This is a genomic window from Streptoalloteichus tenebrarius, assembly GCF_024171885.1.
Taxonomy (GTDB): Bacteria; Actinomycetota; Actinomycetes; order Mycobacteriales; family Pseudonocardiaceae; genus Streptoalloteichus; species Streptoalloteichus tenebrarius.
On sequence record NZ_JAMTCP010000054.1, the window covers coordinates 12,927 to 29,681 of the forward strand.

Sequence of the window (16,755 nt, forward strand, 5' to 3'; positions counted from 1 at the left end):
ACCCCGTCACACCGAGGTGATCTCGATGTTTCCGCTGGTGGTGGTGGCCTCCAGCGTGACGTTCGACGCCGGGTCCTCGGTGACGGTGACCGTGCGGCTGCCGCTGCTGGTCGTCGTGTTCACCCGGTACCGGCCCTGCGGCACCCTGATCCGCACGGCGCCGCTGCTCGCCCTGGCGTGCACCGTCTTCTGCTCGGAGAGTGTGAGGTCGATGTCGCCGGAGCCCATGCGGGCGGTGGTCTCCCCCCGCAACCCCCGGCCGACGAGCTTGCCGGATTCGGCGTCCACGTCCACCGACCCCGCGACGCCGTCCAGGCGCACGTCACCGGAACCGCCCCTGACCCGCACCGAGGCGCCCGCGCGTTCCACGACCACCTCGCCCGAGTTGGCGTCCACGCTCACCGGCCCCGACACGTCGCGGACGGTGACGTCCCCGGAGCCCACCCCGATCGTGGCCCCGGCCAGGCCGACGATCTCGATGTCCCCGGAGCCGTCGCCGCCGCTCACCGTGACGTCCCTGGGCACGACCACGTCGTAGTCCAGGCCGCAGAAGGAGCCGCAGTCCCGGCCGAGCACGAGGGTGTCCCCCTCGACGCGGTGCGTCGGGCCCGGTCGGGCCTGGCTCTCGCGGTGGGACACCCGCCGGTGCACCGACGTGGTGTCGCCGGCCCTGAGCCGGACCTCGCCGCTGCCGTCCTCGATGCGCACGCGGGTGATCTTCTCGGTCACCCGCGCGTCGTCCTCGAACTTGTCGAACCGCTCCCAGCCGCAGCTAGACAGCAGGCCCGCCCCCACGGCCGCCACGACCACGAACAAGGCTGTCCGCCGCACCGCTCTCCCCCTGTCACCCCATGCTCGGCCCACAACGTTAGAGACCGCGCGGCGCTGGCACATCAGGGTCTACCCCGAGGTCAGTGGTGGGGTATTCCCCATCCCCCTCTCATCCGGACGTCGCTCCCCACGTGACAAACAGGACGATCACGGACATCACGCCGAGGATCGTGTGCGGCAGGTCGGGCACCCACCACGACGGCAGGTGGCCGGCGGTCCACAGCGCGTAATACCCGGCGGCGAGTCAGAGGGCGGGGGACCAGTCCGCCGGCGCGCCCGCGCCCAGCGCGGTCCTGCCGATCTGGAGACCGGCGTTCAGCGCCCTCGGCTCGTCCCCGAGGTCGTTGAACGGCGGCATCGGCACCCAGTGCGTCCTGCGGGCCGCGCTGGAACTGGTCGACGAACACGGCCTCGACGTGCTCAGCATGCGGCGGCCGGGCGCACGCCGTGGTGTCGAGGGCATGTCCCTCTATCACCACGTCCTGAACAGGAGCGCCCTGCTCGACGGGCTGGTCGAGTGGGTCCTCCACCTCAGCGTCCCGCCGGGGGGAGGGCGAGGACGGCTGATGGTCTGACTGGCTCACCGCCTTCGCCCGCGGCTGCCGGCGCACCCTGCTGGCCCACCCGGCGCTGCTTCCGATGACCGCGACCCGGCCGGTGTCCACAGTGGACACCCTGCGTGCCGTGGAGCGGGGCGTGGGAGTGCTCCGCGCGGCCGGCCTCGACCTGAAGACGGCGGTGAGCGCCGTCAACGCCGTCGTCTGTCCGGTGGTCGGCCAGGCGCTGGCCGACGCGGGGCGACCGCCGGGCGCGGAGGCGGACGAGCCGGACATGGCGGACGTGCTCGGCGGGCTTGGTGGGCTTGGTGGGCTCGGTGGGCTCGATCCCGCCGAGTTCCCGCACCTCGCCGAGGCCACCCGGGCGGGCGCCGGAGCCGACGCCGAGCGCCGCTTCGAGTTCGCGCTCCGCGCGTTGGTCGCCGGGCTCGCCGCGACGAGCGCGCCGCCCGCGTCCCAGGGGAAGCTCACTCGGGGCGGATGAGGTACTCCAACACCGGCCGGAAGTCCTCCGCCGTGGGCGGCGTGTCGGCGACCAACGCCTGGACCAGGAGGCCGTCCACCGCCGCCACCAGCGCGCGGAAGGCGACCTCGCTCAGGGGGAGCGCCCGGCAGATCTCCGCCATGACCTCCACCCACCGACGCGCCGCCGGCCGCAGCGTCGGGCGGCGCGCCGCCAGCAGGTGCAGCTCGTACTCGGCGATCGTGCGTTCCCTGCGCGGCCCCGTCGCCTCCGCCAGCAGGCCGGCCAGCACCTCCACGTCGTTCTCCCTGGTCAACCGGGTCGTGCTCGCCAGCTCGTTGACCTGGGCCGCGTAGTCCTCCGCCGCGGTGGTGAGCGCGGCGACGAGCAGATCGTGCAGACCCGCGAAGTAGTAGGTGGTGGCCGTGGTGGGCACGCCGGCCTCCCTGGCCACGACCCGGTGGGTCACCGCGGACACGCCCTCGCGCTCGATCACCCGCAGCGTGGCCTCGATGATCTCCCGCCGCCGGCGTTCCCCCTTGGCCCTCCGGCCGTCGACCCGGCCCTGCTCGCTCCGCACGCCCACTCCCGCCATGGTCCCACCCCCGTCGCCGACCGCCGGGCCACGCCCGCGGTTTCTGGGCACGATGGTCACGTGTCGGACCAACCGCCGTTCCACATCGCGTCGACGACCTTCCACCACCTGCTCGCCGCGCGCGGGCTGACCGTCGACCGGCTCAGGGCCGACACGGCGTTGCGCCTGTTCCAGACCTTCGCCGACGTGCGCTTCGAGTCGCCGGTGAGCCCGAGCAGCGACGGCCTCCGCTACGCCGTGGCGCGCGGGGAGCACGCCGGCCACCCGGCCGTCGCGCTGGTCCTGGCCCGCAGGTTCGGGGTGCGGCGGCCCGGCGGCGGCACCGAGCGGCACGTCGAGTTCCGCTGCACCCTCTGGTTCGCCGACACCCCCGACCTCGCGGACCTCCCCGAGCACGAGGAGTGGTGGTTCAGGGGCGGGGCGGAGGAGCGGGACATGGCGGGGTGGTTCGACTCGCTCAGCGCCCGGCCGGAGTGGGCGGTGCTCCGCTGGCGGCGGCCGGTCGCCGTCGACGTCTCCCACGTCGAGCTGTAGTCGGAGCCGGCCGGCGCACCCGGTTCCGCTCGGGCTGCCCGCGCCGGCCGTCAGACGTACGGTGATCGAGTGGTGGCCGAGCGACGGAACCAGCACGAGGGCGGCGAGAGCACGCTCACCGTCGTCCTCGCGCTGATGGTCAACCTGGGGATCGCCGTGATGAAGGCGGTGGCCGGCGCGATCACCGGATCGGCCGCGCTGCTCGCCGAGGCCGCGCACTCGGTGGCCGACACGTTCACCGAGGGCCTGCTGCTCACCGCGCTCCGCAGGTCCGCGCGGCCCGCCGACCGCCGCCACCCCTTCGGCTACGGCAAGGAGCGGTACTTCTGGTCCCTCATGGCCGCCGTCTCGATCTTCGCCTCGGGCGCGGTCTTCGCCTTCGTCGAGGGCGTCCGCACGCTCGCCGGCGAGGGACAGGAGCAGGTGCGGCCCCTCGTCGGCTACGTCGTCCTCGCGTTGGCCTTCGCCCTGGAGCTGGTGTCGTGGACCCAGGCGGTGCGCCAGGTGCGGCGGGAGGCACGGGCCGAGAAGCGCGGCGTCCCGCACTACCTGCGGCTGTCGGACGACCCCACGGTCAAGACCGTCCTGCTGGAGGACAGCGCCGCGCTGGTCGGCCTGCTGCTCGCCTTCGCCGGCCTCGGCCTGCACGACCTCACCGGCTCCGCCGTGTGGGACGGGGTGGCCTCGCTGGCCATCGGCGTCCTGCTCGTCGTGGTCGCCTACACGCTCGGCCGGACGAACAAGGGCCTGCTCATCGGCCGCCAGGCCGACCCGAGGCTGGTGCGCCGGGTGTACGACTGGTTGACCCGCCAGCGCGAGGTGGAGGCGGTCGTCGACCTGCTGACCATGGTCACCGGGACCGACCGGGTGCTGCTCTGTGCCCGGGTGGACTTCGACGACTCCCTCGGCGTCGCGGAGCTGGAGCGGACCTGCGTGCGGCTCGCGACCGCGCTCAGGGACGAGTTCGCCGAGCTGGACGAGATCTTCCTGGAGCCCGTGCCGCGCGCCGACCCGCACCTGAGGGCCAGGGTGCTCGCCCGCTACGGGGAGATCACGCGGCGGCAGCCGTGACGACCGCGGCGGTCGTGCCGGCCGTGACGGCGTTCAGCGCCGCGTGTCGGTGCGGTGGAAGTTCAGGTACGCCCGCGACGGCGTCGGGCCGCGCTGGTGCTGGTAGCGGGAGCCGGCGGCCTCCGAGCCGTACGGGTGTTCCGCCGGGCTGGTGAGCCGGAACAGGCAGAGCTGGCCGATCTTCATCCCCGGCCAGAGGGTGATCGGCAGGTTCGCGACGTTGGACAGCTCCAGCGTGATGTGGCCGGAGAAGCCGGGGTCGATGAACCCGGCGGTGGAGTGCGTGAGCAGGCCGAGGCGGCCCAGCGAGGACTTGCCCTCCAGCCGGCCGGCCAGGTCGTCGGGCAGGGTGACGACCTCGAAGGTCGAGCCCAGCACGAACTCGCCAGGGTGCAGCACGAAGGGCTCGTCGCCCTCCTTCTCGACCATCGACGTCAGCTCGTCCTGCTGGAGCGACGGGTCGATGTGGGTGTACTTGGTGTTGTCGAACACCCGGAAGAACCGGTCGAGCCGCACGTCGATGCTCGACGGCTGGAGCATCGACGGCTCGAACGGGTCGAGGCCGAGCCGGCCGGCCTCGACTTCCTTGCGGAGATCAGTGTCGCTGAGCAGCACCAAAACAGGGTAGGTCACGGGGAGGAGTGCTCCCGACCGCCGAGGTGACGCGCGACACGACACGCCGTGGGCACCCCCGGCTTGCACAGACGCCCCGCTTCTCCTGTAAGCTCGGCAACGCCTTGCGGGCGTAGTTCAATGGTAGAACGACAGCTTCCCAAGCTGTAGACGCGGGTTCGATTCCCGTCGCCCGCTCCATCACGCGAAGGCCCAGGTCAGACCGGTTCCCCGGCGACCTGGGCCTTCGTCGTCCCTGGGGCTTCGTCGTCCCTGGGCCTTCGTCGTCCCTGGATCTTCGTCATCAGAGTGCCTTCGCCGCTCGCGGGCGATCTCGGCCCGTGACCAGTTCACCAGAGCGTCCGGTCCTTCTCCCGTCCCTCCCTTCGTCCCCGCGCCCCAGCGGTACCGGCGACCACTCGGCGCGGGTCGGGAGCGAGGGACACGACGAACACCCAACGGTCCGGAAGCGCGCTGCCCGTCACCAGCGCGAGGTGGAGGCCATCCGGCACCGAGGCACGGGTCTTCGAGTGTTCAAGAAAGGACCGCTTCTCCTGATGGGGACGGGAGAACACGACGAGCGGTGCGGGCCAAACCGCGCCAGAGTCCACAAGCGACAGACGATGTCGAAGGGGCGGGAGGACCCGAAGGGAATCTCAGAGAGACGCCCTGGGGCGGCGGGTGAGGACGAACCATCCGGCCAGACCCCACAACACACCCCAGACGAGGAAGAACGGAGCCCAGACGGCGAGATCCCAACGGGCGGTCCTGGCCGGCACTCCCTCACCCACGCTGAGCAGCCACTGGACGTCGCCCACGGCCGTCACACCCCCGCGGAGCACCATGGCGGCGCACACCAGGAAGGCTGGGGTGGCCAGCAGCCAGCGCGGAAACCGTCGCCCCCAGGGGCGCGCCATCGCCAGGGTGACCACCACCCCCACGACGGCCAGGCCGACGGTCGCCCAGAGCCCGCCCCACACCGCCCAGCTCTCGCGGTGGAGCAGTGCCTGGATCGCCGCCGGTGGCAGTGGCGCCTCCCGGAGCAACGCGGTGCCGCCCACCGCCCAGTAGAACTTCAGCGACCCGTAGACGACGGTGAAGGCGCACGTGGCGTAGGCGGGCCAGGTCCACGGGAGCGGCCGGTCGAAGTCCTCCGCCCGGCTCCGGCCGAGGTAGGCCCACACCATCGCGATCCAGAGCGCGAGCCCGCCGACCGAGTGGAGGGTCGCCAGGGCCTGGGACCAGTCCAGCGGTTCCGGGCCGAGAAGGGCGTTGTGGACGATCACGGAGGCGCCCATCGCCGAGAACACGAACTGCACGCCGAGCGCCGCCATGACCATCCAGCGTGGGATGCGCGCACCCCACGGCCGGACCGTCGCCAGCGCCAGCACGGCGGCGAGCACCCCCATGCCGGCGAGGCCGAGCTGACGGGCCCACACGTGGTCGTACTGCTGGTAGGACTCGGGTGGGACGCGGGGGCCTCCCGGCAGACCCAGCCGCCCCTCGGCGGCCATGTACGCCTTCGCGCCCGCGTACACCAGGAGGTCGACCGCGACCAGGTAGGCGGGCCAACTGGGGCGGCGACTCGTCGACATGAGCCGAGTATTGGCGGCCTCACCCTCGTGATCGCCCCTCGCGCGGCCGATCCGACTCCCCCGCACGGGGGAGAAGAGCGCCTCCCTGTGACGAGGTCCCGGTTGGGCTCCGACACAGGAGAGGTGACGCCACCCCGGAAGCCGGGCACGATCGGGGCATGGCCACCGAGTGGGACGGGCGCGTCGACAGGATCCGCAGCCACTGGTGGTGGCGGCCGGGCTGGACCTACGGCCGCCGCTGCTACACCTGGCGCATCACCTTCGCCGAACGGCCCGAGGTGCACCGGCTGGTGAGCCGCTACCAGGCGGGGATGTTCGCGTTGGAGGGGTTCGACCTCGTGCCCCTGGAGTCCCTGCACCTCACCGTGCAGGACGTGGGTTTCACCGACGAGGTCGGCGAGGACGAGGCGAACCAGGTCGCCGACCGCGTGCGGCAGGCGCTGGCCGGGGCCGACCCGGTCACGTTCACCCTGTCCGGGGTGGCGATCACGGAGGAGGCCGTCGTGCTGCCGGTGTCACCGGCCGACGCCCTCGACCCGCTGCGCGCCGTCGTGCGGGACGCCGTCGCCGAGGTGCTGGGGGCTGAGCGGGTGCCGACGCCGCCGGAGGGCGCGCCGCACGTCAGCATGGCCTACGCGAACACCGACGTGAACCCGGTCTTCGCCAGGGCGTTGGTGTCGGACCTCGACACGCCGCCGCTGAGGGTGCCCGTCGACTCGGTGTCGCTGCTCGTCCTCCATCGCGACCACCAGATGTACGAATGGCAGAAGCTCGCCACGGTTTCGTGGAGCTGACGGGTTCCCGGCCGCCTCTATCCGGCGCGTTCTGTCACGGTGACGACCGCTCGGACTCCGCGAGCGCCGCGCGTCGCTCCCGTTCCGCGACCACGTGCTCGTTCGTCCGGTCGTCGTAGCGCCGCAGCGACGGCAGGAGGGCCGTGACACCCGCGACCGCCGCCACGCAGGCGAGCCCGCCCCCGGCGATCGCCGTCCGCAGCCCGAAGAGCTGTGCCGTCAGGCCGGCCCTGGCGTTGCCCACCATCGGGCCGATCATGTACGAGAGCAGCTCGATCCCGGCCAGCCGACCCCGGAGCTGGTCCGGGATCGACTGGTTCCAGATGACGCTCCGGAACAGGCCGCTGATCATGTCGGCCGCGCCGGCGGCCATCAGGCACACCAGGACCAGCCCCAGGTTGTCCACCACGCCCGCCAGCGCGATGCCCGCGCCCCACCCGGCCGCCGCGACGGCCACCGCCATGCCGTGCCGGTGGACCCGGGACGTCCAGCCCGAGGTCACCGAGCCGAGCAGGGAGCCGACCGCGATCGCCGAGTACAGCATCCCCATCGCCCACGGAGCCCCCAGCCGGTCGGCCAGGAACGGGAACAACGCCTGCGGCATCGCCACCAGCATCGCGACGACGTCCACCAGGTAGGTGCCCAGCAGGTCGGGCCGGCGGGCCGCGTAGCGCAGCCCCGCCGTGATCGAGGCAAGGCCGGCCGGCTCCGCGTCCTCGGCGGCCGGCGCCGGGCGCAACCGGAACAGCAGCAGCGCCGACAACGCGAACGACAGGACGTCCACCCCGTAGGCCGTTGCGGGACCCCACGCGCTCACCAGGACACCACCCACCGCGGGACCCGCGATCGCGCCCACCTGCCACCGCAGCGCGCTCAGCGACGCGGCGCCGGGGAGCATCGCGTGCGGCACGTACCGGGGGATCAGCGCCTCCAGGCTGGGCCGCTGGAGGCTGTCGACCCCGGCGGCCACCGCCGCGACCAGGTACAACGGCCAGACCATCGGGCTCGGCAGCAGCGCGTTCACCAACAGCGTGGCGCTGCACGACAGCAGGCCGAACTCACACGCCACGACCAGACGACGACGGTCGACGGCGTCGGCGAGCGCTCCGCCGTACAGCCCGCACAGCACCATGGGCACGGCCTCGACCGCGCCGACCAGGCCGACGGCCACGAACGAGTCCGTGAGCTGCTTGATCTGCACCGGCACCGCGACGAGCGTGACGAAGCTGCCGAGCATCGTGATGCTCCCGGACGCGACCAGCAGCCGGAAGTCCCGGGAGGCCCGCCACGCCGACAGGTCCGGCAGCACCCGGGCGAGCCCGGCCAGCCAGCCCCGTCGCGCGGGGCGCTCGTCGCTCACGTCGAGACATGGTGCGGCGCGTCGCCCCGTCGGTCGAACGGTTTAGGGCCGGTGCAACGCCTGCCGGTCCTCCTCGGCCAGGGCCGCGTGCGGGCCGTCGGCGTCAGGGGTGGCGAGGGTGAGGACGTGCTCCCAGGCCAGCCGGCACGCGGTGCCCAGCGCCTCGTCCGCGGGGACCTCGATGTCGGGAGTGGGTGCCCCGCCGCGTGTGCGTTCGCCGACGACCGCGGCCCGCTTCCTGCGCTGGCGGTCGTAGGTGAACTCCTCGGTGGCGGAGAAGGTGAGGAAGCTGGACAGCAGCGCGACCCGTGCCGGGATGCCCGCCGCCGTCGAGCCGGAGGTCGATGACCAGGGCGTCGGTGTCCGCGAGCAGGGCCATCGCGGCGACGACGAACGGCCCGCCCTCACCGGGCGCGAAGAAGTTCCGCAGGTCGAGGTAGCCGATGTTGCCCGGCAGCCGCTCCACGCGCCGTACCCCGCCGGTGCCCAGCTCCACCTCCTGCCGCGCGCTGAGCGCGTCGGGCAACCGCCCGGTCTCCGGCAGCGGTCGCGCTGGGGACAACCTGAGGTGCTGGTCGCCGCTCACGGCCCGCATGTGCCGGGTGATCGCCGCCGTGAGGTCGGGGCCGTCCCCGATCAGCTCACCGCGCTCGTGTCGCGCGCGCAGGTCGCGGACCACGGCGCCGGTCGTGTCGGGGAAGCCGTAGGACGACGTGGGACTCGGTGAGGTGCTCGGCGATCACGGGGATGAGTTCGGCGGCGGGCATGGCGGCGCCTTGGGGACCGCTGGGGCGACAACCACCGCTTTCGGTGAATGACGTCCTCCGGGGCGGCAGCCGTGTGGCCTCGGGTCTCGGCGCGGGGAACCGGACGCGCACGTCGCCCCGGATTAGCCTCGGCCCGTGACGGTCCTCCGCTCCGTGCTGTTGTTCGCGTTGGCCGCCGTCGCCGAGATCGGCGGCGCGTGGCTGGTCTGGCAGGGCGTGCGCGAGCACCGGGGGCTGCTGTGGGTCGGCCTCGGCGTGCTCGCCCTCGCCGGGTACGGCTTCGTCGCCACCTTCCAGCCCGACCCGAACTTCGGTCGTGTCCTCGCCGCCTACGGCGGGGTGTTCGTGGCCGGGTCGCTGCTGTGGGGAGTGCTGGTCGACGGCTTCCGGCCCGACCGGTGGGACCTGGTCGGCGCGGCCGTCTGCCTCCTTGGCGTCGGCCTGATCATGTACGCGCCCCGGAGCTGACGTCCTCCCACATGGTGGGAGCAGGGCGTCAGGACCTGGGAAGTCGACGCGGTGATCGGTCAGGATGCCGCTATGCGCGTCCCCGCCCTCCTCCTCGCCGCGACGGCGCTGCTCGCCGCCGCGTGCGCGCCGGCCGACCAGGCCCAGCCCACCCCGTCCGGCCCGGCGGTGGCCGGAGCCGGCGACTGCGCCAAGGACCGGTTGCGGACCAGGGAGCCGGGCAGGATCACCTTCGCCACCGACCAGCCCGCCTACGCGCCCTGGTTCGAGGGCGACGACCCGACGAACGGTCGCGGCTTCGAGGCGGCCGTCGCCTACGCGGTGGCCGAGAAGCTCGGCTACCAGCGCGGCGAGGTCGGCTGGACCAGGGTGCCGTTCGGGGCGGCGATCCAGCCCGGCCCGAAGCAGTTCGACGCCGACCTCAACCAGTTCTCCGTCACGGAGGAACGGCAGCGCGCGGTCGACTTCTCCTCCCCCTACTACGACGTGCGTCAGGCGGTCATCGCGCCGAAGGACTCGCCGGTGGCCTCGGCCCGGTCGGTGTCCGACCTCGCCCGGCTCCGGCTCGGCGCGCAGGTCGGCACCACCAGTTACCAGGCGATCAAGGACCAGATCCGCCCGAACGCGCAGCCCTCGGTCTACAACACCAACGAGGAGGCGAAGCTCGCCCTGGGCAACGGCCAGATCCAGGCGTTGGTCGTCGACCTGCCCACGGCGTTGTTCATCACCTCCTCGGAGCTGAGGGACACGGTGATCGTCGGCCAGCTCCCGCCCAGCGGGGACCGGCCGGAGCGGTTCGGCATGGTGCTGGACAAGGGGAGTCCGCTCACCCGGTGCGTCTCCTCCGCCGTCGACGCGCTGCGCGCGGACGGAACACTGTCCACTTTGGAGCGTCAGTGGTTGGCCGACGCGGCGAAGGCCCCCGAGCTGACGTGAGCGCCGACCTCCACCAGCCCAGCGCCCTCCAACGGGAGCGCGTCGCCTACCGGCGGTCGAGGGCGAGACGGTCCACACTGGTCGCATTTCTGTCCACTGTGGTCTTCGCCGTCGCGGCGTGGCTCGCGCTCACGTCGTCCCCGGGATGGCCCCGGGTCCGCGAGTCCTTCCTCGACGTCGACGCCGCGCTCCGCGCGTTGCCCGGCGTGCTCGACGGCCTGTGGCTCAACCTCCGCGTCCTCGTCGTCTGCGAGGTCCTGATCCTGCTGCTGGGGCTGGGCCTCGCGGCGCTGCGCTCGCTGCGAGGGCCGGTGTGGTTCCCGCTGCGCGCCCTGGCGACCGGGTACGTCGACCTGTTCCGCGGGCTCCCGCTGATCATCTGCCTGTACCTGGTGGGCTTCGGGCTGCCCGGCCTGCGGCTGACCGGGGTCCCCACCGACCCGGTCGTCCTCGGCTGCGTCGCGTTGGTGCTCGTCTACTCCGCCTACGTCTCCGAGGTCCTGCGCGCCGGCATCGAGTCGGTCCACCCCTCGCAACGCGCGGCGGCCCGCTCCCTCGGCCTGACCCACGGGCAGGCGATGCGCATCGTGATCCTGCCGCAGGCGGTCCGCCGCGTCCTCCCGCCGCTGCTCAACGACTTCGTCGCGCTCCAGAAGGACTGCGGCCTGATCTCCGTCCTCGGCGCGGTGGACGCGGTCCGCGCCGCCCAGATCGAGTCCGCCCGGCTGTACGACTTCACCCCGTACGTCCTGGCCGGCCTGTTGTTCGTCGCCATGGCCGTGCCCTCGGCCCGCCTCGCGGACTGGGCGGCCTCCCGGGCGACGCGTCGACGTGGAGGAGCGCCGTGACCCCCGTTCTCCAGGTGCGTGGCCTGGTCCGCGACTACGGCGGCGGCGCGGTCCTGCGCGGCGTCGACCTCGACGTGGCCGAGCACGAGGTGGTCGCGCTCATCGGGGCGTCGGGGTCCGGCAAGTCGACGCTGCTGCGCTGCGTGAACCTCCTGGAGGAGTTGGACGACGGCCAGGTGTTCCTCGACGGGGTGGACGTCTCGGACCCCAGGGCGGACGCCGACGCGGCGCGCCGACGCATGGGCATCGTCTTCCAGTCCTACAACCTCTTCCCGCACATGTCGGTGCTCGACAACGTGACCCTCGCGCCCCGGGTCGTGCACGGCGTGGAGCGGGCGGACGCCGAGGAGCGGGCCCGTGACCTGCTCGACCGGGTGGGGCTCGGTGACCGCGCGGACGCCTACCCCGACCAGCTCTCCGGCGGACAGCAACAACGCGTCGCCATCGTCAGGGCGCTGGCCTACGAGCCGCGGCTGCTGCTGTTCGACGAGATCACCAGCGCGCTCGACCCGGAACTGGTGGGCGAGGTGCTGACCCTCGTGCGGGACCTCGCGGCGCAGGGCCGCACCATCCTGATGGCCACCCACGAGATGGGGTTCGCCCGGCAGGTGGCCGACCGCGTCTGCTTCCTCGCCGACGGGGTGATCCTGGAGTCCGGCCCGCCCGAGCAGGTGCTCGGCGCGCCGGAACACCCACGCACCCAGGCGTTCCTGCGCCGCGTCATCGCCGCCGGGCGGCTCTGAGCGGTCCGGCGGCGCCCCCGCTCCGCGGGGGGACGGACGCGGTCGGGTCCGGCGGGGCGAGGTCAGGCGCGGTGCGTGGTCCCCGGCTCGCGACGCATGAACCACGTGTGCGGCCCACCGCCCGGGATGTCGAGTTCGGCGGTCACCTCGAACCCGAGACGGCGGTAGAGGCGCACGTTGCGCTCGTCGGACGTCTCCAGGAACGCGGGGCTCCCGCTCCGGTCCACCTCGACGAGGCCGGCGCGCAGCACCGCCGCGCCCAGCCCCCTGCCCTGGAGCTCGGAACGCACGCCCACGGTCGCCAGCCACCAGTGCGGCTCGCTCGGCTTGTACGGCTCGCACAGCACGTCCGCGGCGGCGGCGTGCGAGGCCCGGTCGCCCTGCAACTCCTCGATCCTCGGGGCCAGCTCGGCCCACACGTGCTCGGGCACCTCGGCGTCCGGCGGCATCCACACCGAGACGGCCGAACCGCCCTGCGCCACCCACACCCTGCCGAACGGGAGCCCGAGTTTCTCGACGTACAGCAGTTGGATCGCGCGCACCCGTCGCCGGTGGTCGTCGGCGGCCACGGTCCAGGCCGTCCAGTTGTACCCGTCGAAGGCGTCGGCCAGGGTGTCCGCGATCGCGGGGAGGTCGTCGGCGGTGGCACGACGGACGTTGGTGAGGGCATCGATCACCCGCCCAACCTACGGCCCGCGACAAGCCCATTGTCACTCCGGCATTCCGGCGGACTCCGGCGGGGCGCGCGGTGACTCCTCCACCACAAACGACTGGTCCGCGCGGGGACGGCGACATAGGACGGTCCGATGGACCTGGTGACCCTCCCGTTCCTGCTGACCTGTCTCGCGATCGCGGTCGTCCCTGGTCCGTCGGTCGCGGTGATCATCGACCAGTCGCTGCGCGCCGGGCGCGGGGCCGGGCTGGCCACGATCGCCGGCAACACGACGGGCCTGCTGTTCTGGGCGGTGGCGTCCGTGCTCGGCCTCACGGCGCTGCTCAGGACCTCCGAGATCGCCTTCGTCGCGCTGAAGGTGGTCGGCGCGGTGTACCTGTGCTGGCTGGGCGTCCAGTCGCTGCGCAGGTCCCGCCGGCACGAGGGCGACCTGCCGGCGACGGCGCCGACCCGCACGGGTGGCCGGCTCGCCGCCTACCGCGCCGGCGTCCTGGCCAACCTCTCCAACCCGAAGGCGGCGGCGCTGTATCTGGCCCTGCTCCCGCAGTTCATCCCCGCGCAGGAGAACGTCCTGCACGCCACCGCGATCCTGGCCGGGGTCCAGATGTCGATCAGCTCGCTGTGGTACGTCGTGCTGGTCACCGTGGTGGCCGCGGTGCGGCGGTTCCTGTCCCGACCGGTGGTGCGGGCCAGGATCGACCAGATCAGCGGCCTGTTCCTGGTGGGACTGGGCGTCCGGATGATCACGCTGGGCCGGGCGGCGGCCTGAGCCGGGACCGGGTGCCGGCCACGTCCCGGGCCCGGCCGCGTCCCGGAGGGCGGTTCCGCCCGCGGCCGGGATTCCGCCAACTACTTCTTTCTCCCACCGGGTGACTGATGGGGAAGTGAAATTTCCGCGCTTTCGTGGCTTGTCATGGCGGACGGTGCGAATAGGCCATCCCGGCACACCTGATCAGGTTCCACTCTTTCCGGTGAGAAAACACCTTGGTCACCTGGTTGTGTGCGTTGAGACTGGCGCGGTGGACCTCGTCACGCTCGCCGACCGACCCGACCTCGAACAGGGCATGTGGGAGCTGGAGACAAGCTGGCCGCCGTTCATGGTGGAAGGCCCCATGTCGACGCTGTTCGACGTGCTCGTCGCCCGCTTCCCGGAGTACCAGGTGCTCCTGGTCGAGGGGGACGCCGAGGGCGGGGACCGGGTCGTCGGGCGCGGGCACGCCGTCCCGTTCGCGTGGGACGGCGACCCCGACAGCCTGCCGCCCGGCGGGTGGGACGCGATCCTCGCCGCGGCCCTCGGCGACGCCGAGGAGGGCCTCGCCCCGACGGCCGCCTCGGCGTTGGAGATCGTGCTCGACCCCCGCTACCAGGGCAAGGGGTTGTCCTCGCTGGTCGCCACCGCGCTGCGCGACAACGTCGCCCGGCTCGGGCTGAGCGACCTGGTCGTGCCCCTGCGGCCCAACCACAAGCACCTCGAACCCCGGGTCCCCCTGGCCGAGTACGTCCGGCGGGTCCGTCCCGACGGGCTGCCGCACGACCCGTGGCTGCGGGTGCACGTGCGGCTGGGCGCGGAGATCGTCCGCGTCTGCCCGGCGTCCATGGCCATCGCCGGCAGCCTCGCGCAGTGGCGGGAGTGGACCGGCCTGCCCTTCGACCGCAGCGGGGAGGTCGAGGTCCCCGAGGCGCTGACGCCGGTGCACGTCTCGGTCGAGCACGACCACGCCGTGTACGTCGAGCCGAACGTGTGGCTGCGCCATCGCCTAGCCTGAGGTGGTTCGACCGCCAACCAGGTAGGAAATCATGACTGAGCAGCAGTTGGGGATCGAGGACGTCCGCGTCGGCGGCGGCGCCGAGGCCCGGCCCGGCAACACCGTCACCGTGCACTACGTGGGCACCCTCACCGACGGCACCAAGTTCGACTCCTCGCGTGACCGCGGTGAGGGCTTCTCGTTCCCGCTCGGGGCCGGGATGGTCATCCAGGGCTGGGACCTCGGCGTGGCCGGGATGAAGGTCGGCGGGGTCCGCAAGCTGACGATCCCGGGCCACCTGGCCTACGGCGAGCGCGGCTTCCCCGGCGTGATCCCGCCCAACGCCACCCTCCTGTTCGAGGTGGAGCTGTTGGACGTGGCCTGACCAGCGTCGGCGCACGTCAGCGGGGCGGGCCTTCCGAACGGGAGGGCCCGCCCTTGCTTCTTCCCGGCGCTCCCCTGGCGACGCCGGGTCCTCTGTCGGGGACCTGTCCGCCGCTCCGGCTCAGCGCAGGTGTCCCCGCTCGTCCACGAGGTGGGTGGGGGTGCCCAGGAAGACGTCGGCGGCGACCGGCCCATAGGCGACGTTGAAGGTGTGGAGGTGGTAGGACCAGCCCTCCGTCTCCCTCTCGTCGCTGGTCCGGTAGTTGAGCTGCCAGCGGAGCCACTGCCCGAGTTCCAGACGGAGGGCCGGTGGGCGACGGGGGCGGGGCGGAACGGCGAACACGGGTGGGATCAGCGCCTGGACGAGGAGTTTCCCGTCCTTCTCCCTGAGGCGGACGCCGGCGTCGCCGAGGGCGCCGACCACCGACTCAGGGGTGAAGTCGTCCTCCTCCCGCATGATGATGTCGTGGAGGAACGGTGGTGGGGTCGGGGGTAACTCGAACGCCGTGGGCGCCGCGACGCGGACGGCTGCCTCGCTGCCGCCGCGCGATCGCCGGGTCCACGTCGTCTGGATTCTCTGGACCACGACCTGCATGAGCCGAGCCTGGCACTGCTGGTGTGGGGAGCGCACCACTTTGGGGTGAGGGCGTACGTACTGGTCGTGAACGCAGCGAGCCAGGGGTGCGCCCGGCGAGGCGACGTGCCGTCCGGGTCAGATGTGCCTGGTCAGCGAAGCCCGCTGTGGTCGCCGCGTCGGCTGTGGAGCCGTGCGGCAGCACCCGGACCGCCGTCCGGAGGCGTTGCCACTGCCGCAGACGGCTGAGCGGCGCGCCGGCCGCCTCGCGGACCAGGGCGCGCAGCCTCGGCGGGGAGAGGGCCACCTCCGCCGCGAGCGCGTCCAACCGGTCGACGTGCGCGCAGCGCGCGAGGACGTGTGCCACGCGTGCATCGACCGCGGGGACGGGGCCGAGGACGCCAGCCAGTTCGGCCCGCAGGGCCGCCAGGTCCGTCTCCTCCCCCAGGGCGTCGAGCAGCCTGCGCACGGCGCGCTGATCAAGACGTGATGTCTTCGGGGTTTCTCGCCTGGTCACCAGCCACGGGTCGACGAACACCGCCGTGAAGGCCGACGCCGCCGCGCACGAGTGCACCAGCCCCGGAGGGACCACCAGGCCGGGACCGCGCTCGGGAAGCACGAGCTTCCACACGGGGTGGCTGTGTGCCGGCACCTCCGCCGGCCCCGACTCCCGGAACACGGTCATGCCGTGACCGACGGCCAGGGTCAGACGGCGATCGTTCTGTTCAAGACACCAGCCGCGCGCGGACCAGACGATCCCGTCATGGTCACCGCCACGGCTCTCGCGCTCGCGTTCTTCCTGGCTGTCGTCGGCGTCGCGCATTTCCTCGCTCCCGGCTACTTCCGCACGCTGGTGCCCTCCTGGCTGCCGGCGCCGGGCCTGCTCGTCGCCGCCAGCGGCGTCGCCGAGATCGTCACCGCCGGCCTGCTCGCCTGTCCGTCCTCCCGCGCGTGGGGCGGCTGGGCCGCCGTCGCGCTGATCACGAGCTACCTGGTGTCGCACCTGGACGCCCTGCGGCACGCTCACCCGTCCCGCCCCCGCCTCCTCGACCGCCCGGCCGGCGTCGCCGCCCGCCTCGTGGTCAACCTCGGCTACCTCGCCTGGGCGATCGCCGTCGCCCTCACCGCCACCTCGTGATCACACCACTGCGACCCGGCGGGCGAGGTCGGCGGCCTGCCGCCCGGACCGCAGCGCGGCCTGAGCC

23 protein-coding genes and 1 tRNA gene are annotated in these 16,755 nt (G+C 72.9%); 15 read left to right on the forward strand and 9 right to left on the reverse strand.

What is annotated here, in order from left to right; all coding sequences use genetic code 11:
* Positions 1-6 precede the first annotated feature (6 nt).
* Positions 7-831: a DUF4097 family beta strand repeat-containing protein gene (locus LX15_RS28695; RefSeq protein WP_253673661.1), complete on the reverse strand. Its 825-nt coding sequence runs from the start codon at positions 829-831 to the stop codon at positions 7-9.
* Between the two features lie 344 nt (positions 832-1,175).
* Here LX15_RS28695 and LX15_RS28700 point away from each other — a divergent pair, with 344 nt between their 5' ends.
* Positions 1,176-1,406, forward strand: coding sequence for a TetR family transcriptional regulator (locus LX15_RS28700; protein WP_253673663.1), 231 nt, complete (start codon positions 1,176-1,178; stop codon positions 1,404-1,406).
* Between the two features lie 40 nt (positions 1,407-1,446).
* Entirely contained in the window at positions 1,447-1,872 is a 426-nt protein-coding gene (locus tag LX15_RS28705; protein WP_301305434.1) for a TetR/AcrR family transcriptional regulator C-terminal domain-containing protein, read from the forward strand.
* Here the strand turns inward: LX15_RS28705 and LX15_RS28710 are convergent.
* A complete protein-coding gene (locus LX15_RS28710; RefSeq protein WP_253673668.1) occupies positions 1,856-2,446 on the reverse strand; it encodes a TetR/AcrR family transcriptional regulator in 591 nt (196 codons plus the stop codon). The genes LX15_RS28705 and LX15_RS28710 overlap by 17 nt on opposite strands.
* Positions 2,447-2,506: 60 nt before the next feature.
* On the opposite strand from LX15_RS28710, the gene LX15_RS28715 reads away from it, so the two are divergent.
* Both LX15_RS28715 and LX15_RS28720 read left to right on the forward strand, forming a co-directional pair.
* Complete coding sequence (locus tag LX15_RS28715; RefSeq protein WP_253673670.1) at positions 2,507-2,980, forward strand: hypothetical protein; 474 nt, start codon at positions 2,507-2,509, stop codon at positions 2,978-2,980.
* A gap of 72 nt (positions 2,981-3,052) precedes the next feature.
* A complete protein-coding gene (locus LX15_RS28720; RefSeq protein WP_253673672.1) occupies positions 3,053-4,051 on the forward strand; it encodes a cation diffusion facilitator family transporter in 999 nt (332 codons plus the stop codon).
* Positions 4,052-4,084: 33 nt separating this feature from the next.
* Here the strand turns inward: LX15_RS28720 and dcd are convergent, their stop codons facing one another.
* Positions 4,085-4,666 (reverse strand): dCTP deaminase, encoded by a 582-nt coding sequence (gene dcd, locus LX15_RS28725; RefSeq protein ID WP_253673683.1) that lies wholly within the window; start codon positions 4,664-4,666, stop codon positions 4,085-4,087.
* A 124-nt stretch (positions 4,667-4,790) separates the two neighbouring features.
* On the opposite strand from dcd, the gene LX15_RS28730 reads away from it, so the two are divergent.
* Positions 4,791-4,864, forward strand: a tRNA-Gly gene (locus LX15_RS28730).
* Positions 4,865-5,319: 455 nt separating this feature from the next.
* Here the strand turns inward: LX15_RS28730 and LX15_RS28735 are convergent.
* Positions 5,320-6,258 (reverse strand): DUF3995 domain-containing protein, encoded by a 939-nt coding sequence (locus tag LX15_RS28735; protein ID WP_253673693.1) that lies wholly within the window; start codon positions 6,256-6,258, stop codon positions 5,320-5,322.
* A 158-nt stretch (positions 6,259-6,416) separates the two neighbouring features.
* Between LX15_RS28735 and LX15_RS28740 the strand changes: the two genes are divergently transcribed.
* On the forward strand, positions 6,417-7,052 hold the full coding sequence (locus LX15_RS28740) for a 2'-5' RNA ligase family protein (RefSeq protein WP_253673695.1): 636 nt from the start codon (positions 6,417-6,419) through the stop codon (positions 7,050-7,052).
* 34 nt (positions 7,053-7,086) lie between these two features.
* On the opposite strand, the gene LX15_RS28745 is transcribed toward LX15_RS28740, so the two are convergent.
* Positions 7,087-8,412, reverse strand: coding sequence for an MFS transporter (locus LX15_RS28745; RefSeq protein ID WP_253673697.1), 1,326 nt, complete (start codon positions 8,410-8,412; stop codon positions 7,087-7,089).
* A gap of 42 nt (positions 8,413-8,454) precedes the next feature.
* The gene (locus LX15_RS28750) at positions 8,455-8,820 is read right to left on the reverse strand and encodes a S41 family peptidase (RefSeq protein ID WP_253673699.1); all 366 of its coding nucleotides are present in this window, start codon (positions 8,818-8,820) and stop codon (positions 8,455-8,457) included.
* 494 nt (positions 8,821-9,314) lie between these two features.
* Here LX15_RS28750 and LX15_RS28755 point away from each other — a divergent pair, with 494 nt between their 5' ends.
* The 4 genes from LX15_RS28755 (at position 9,315) to LX15_RS28770 (ending at position 12,174) form a co-directional block, all read left to right on the forward strand.
* A complete protein-coding gene (locus tag LX15_RS28755; RefSeq protein WP_253673701.1) occupies positions 9,315-9,647 on the forward strand; it encodes a YnfA family protein in 333 nt (110 codons plus the stop codon).
* Between the two features lie 72 nt (positions 9,648-9,719).
* Positions 9,720-10,583: an ABC transporter substrate-binding protein gene (locus tag LX15_RS28760; RefSeq protein WP_253673703.1), complete on the forward strand. Its 864-nt coding sequence runs from the start codon at positions 9,720-9,722 to the stop codon at positions 10,581-10,583.
* Positions 10,580-11,431 carry an amino acid ABC transporter permease gene (locus LX15_RS28765; protein WP_253673705.1) on the forward strand — a complete coding sequence of 284 codons (852 nt, stop codon included), beginning with the start codon at positions 10,580-10,582 and terminating at the stop codon, positions 11,429-11,431. The genes LX15_RS28760 and LX15_RS28765 overlap by 4 nt, the downstream gene beginning before the upstream one ends.
* A complete protein-coding gene (locus tag LX15_RS28770; RefSeq protein ID WP_253673707.1) occupies positions 11,428-12,174 on the forward strand; it encodes an amino acid ABC transporter ATP-binding protein in 747 nt (248 codons plus the stop codon). The genes LX15_RS28765 and LX15_RS28770 overlap by 4 nt, the downstream gene beginning before the upstream one ends.
* 62 nt (positions 12,175-12,236) lie before the next feature.
* On the opposite strand, the gene LX15_RS28775 is transcribed toward LX15_RS28770, so the two are convergent.
* Positions 12,237-12,851 (reverse strand): GNAT family N-acetyltransferase, encoded by a 615-nt coding sequence (locus tag LX15_RS28775; RefSeq protein WP_253673709.1) that lies wholly within the window; start codon positions 12,849-12,851, stop codon positions 12,237-12,239.
* A gap of 129 nt (positions 12,852-12,980) precedes the next feature.
* Between LX15_RS28775 and LX15_RS28780 the strand changes: the two genes are divergently transcribed.
* From LX15_RS28780 to LX15_RS28790, 3 genes are all read left to right on the forward strand, one after another.
* Entirely contained in the window at positions 12,981-13,616 is a 636-nt protein-coding gene (locus LX15_RS28780) for a LysE family translocator (RefSeq protein WP_253673711.1), read from the forward strand.
* 250 nt (positions 13,617-13,866) lie between these two features.
* A complete protein-coding gene (locus LX15_RS28785) occupies positions 13,867-14,613 on the forward strand; it encodes an N-acetyltransferase (RefSeq protein WP_253673713.1) in 747 nt (248 codons plus the stop codon).
* Between the two features lie 31 nt (positions 14,614-14,644).
* Positions 14,645-14,977, forward strand: coding sequence for an FKBP-type peptidyl-prolyl cis-trans isomerase (locus LX15_RS28790; protein ID WP_253673715.1), 333 nt, complete (start codon positions 14,645-14,647; stop codon positions 14,975-14,977).
* A 120-nt stretch (positions 14,978-15,097) separates the two neighbouring features.
* On the opposite strand, the gene LX15_RS28795 is transcribed toward LX15_RS28790, so the two are convergent.
* Together LX15_RS28795 and LX15_RS33720 are read right to left on the reverse strand one after the other, a co-directional pair.
* Positions 15,098-15,433, reverse strand: coding sequence for a hypothetical protein (locus tag LX15_RS28795; protein WP_372502807.1), 336 nt, complete (start codon positions 15,431-15,433; stop codon positions 15,098-15,100).
* Entirely contained in the window at positions 15,405-15,857 is a 453-nt protein-coding gene (locus tag LX15_RS33720; protein WP_372502808.1) for a helix-turn-helix domain-containing protein, read from the reverse strand. Before LX15_RS33720 ends, LX15_RS28795 begins: the two co-directional genes overlap by 29 nt.
* On the opposite strand from LX15_RS33720, the gene LX15_RS28800 reads away from it, so the two are divergent.
* Both LX15_RS28800 and LX15_RS28805 read left to right on the forward strand, forming a co-directional pair.
* The gene (locus tag LX15_RS28800; RefSeq protein WP_253673720.1) at positions 15,744-16,040 is read left to right on the forward strand and encodes a hypothetical protein; all 297 of its coding nucleotides are present in this window, start codon (positions 15,744-15,746) and stop codon (positions 16,038-16,040) included. The genes LX15_RS33720 and LX15_RS28800 overlap by 114 nt on opposite strands.
* Before the next feature lie 273 nt (positions 16,041-16,313).
* Complete coding sequence (locus LX15_RS28805; RefSeq protein WP_253673722.1) at positions 16,314-16,688, forward strand: DoxX family protein; 375 nt, start codon at positions 16,314-16,316, stop codon at positions 16,686-16,688.
* The last annotated feature ends 67 nt before the right edge of the window (positions 16,689-16,755 follow it).

What these genes read in the sequence shown, in the direction of transcription:
- LX15_RS28710 (WP_253673668.1), bottom strand. Translation starts at nt 2,446, where the DNA reads ATGGCGGGAGTGGGCGTGCGGAGCGAGCAGGGCCGGGTCGACGGCCGG.
- LX15_RS28735 (WP_253673693.1), bottom strand. Translation starts at nt 6,258, where the DNA reads ATGTCGACGAGTCGCCGCCCCAGTTGGCCCGCCTACCTGGTCGCGGTC.
- LX15_RS28740 (WP_253673695.1), top strand. Translation starts at nt 6,417, where the DNA reads ATGGCCACCGAGTGGGACGGGCGCGTCGACAGGATCCGCAGCCACTGG.
- LX15_RS28760 (WP_253673703.1), top strand. Translation starts at nt 9,720, where the DNA reads ATGCGCGTCCCCGCCCTCCTCCTCGCCGCGACGGCGCTGCTCGCCGCC.
- LX15_RS28780 (WP_253673711.1), top strand. Translation starts at nt 12,981, where the DNA reads ATGGACCTGGTGACCCTCCCGTTCCTGCTGACCTGTCTCGCGATCGCG.
- LX15_RS28790 (WP_253673715.1), top strand. Translation starts at nt 14,645, where the DNA reads ATGACTGAGCAGCAGTTGGGGATCGAGGACGTCCGCGTCGGCGGCGGC.
- LX15_RS28795 (WP_372502807.1), bottom strand. Translation starts at nt 15,433, where the DNA reads ATGCGGGAGGAGGACGACTTCACCCCTGAGTCGGTGGTCGGCGCCCTC.
- LX15_RS28805 (WP_253673722.1), top strand. Translation starts at nt 16,314, where the DNA reads ATGGTCACCGCCACGGCTCTCGCGCTCGCGTTCTTCCTGGCTGTCGTC.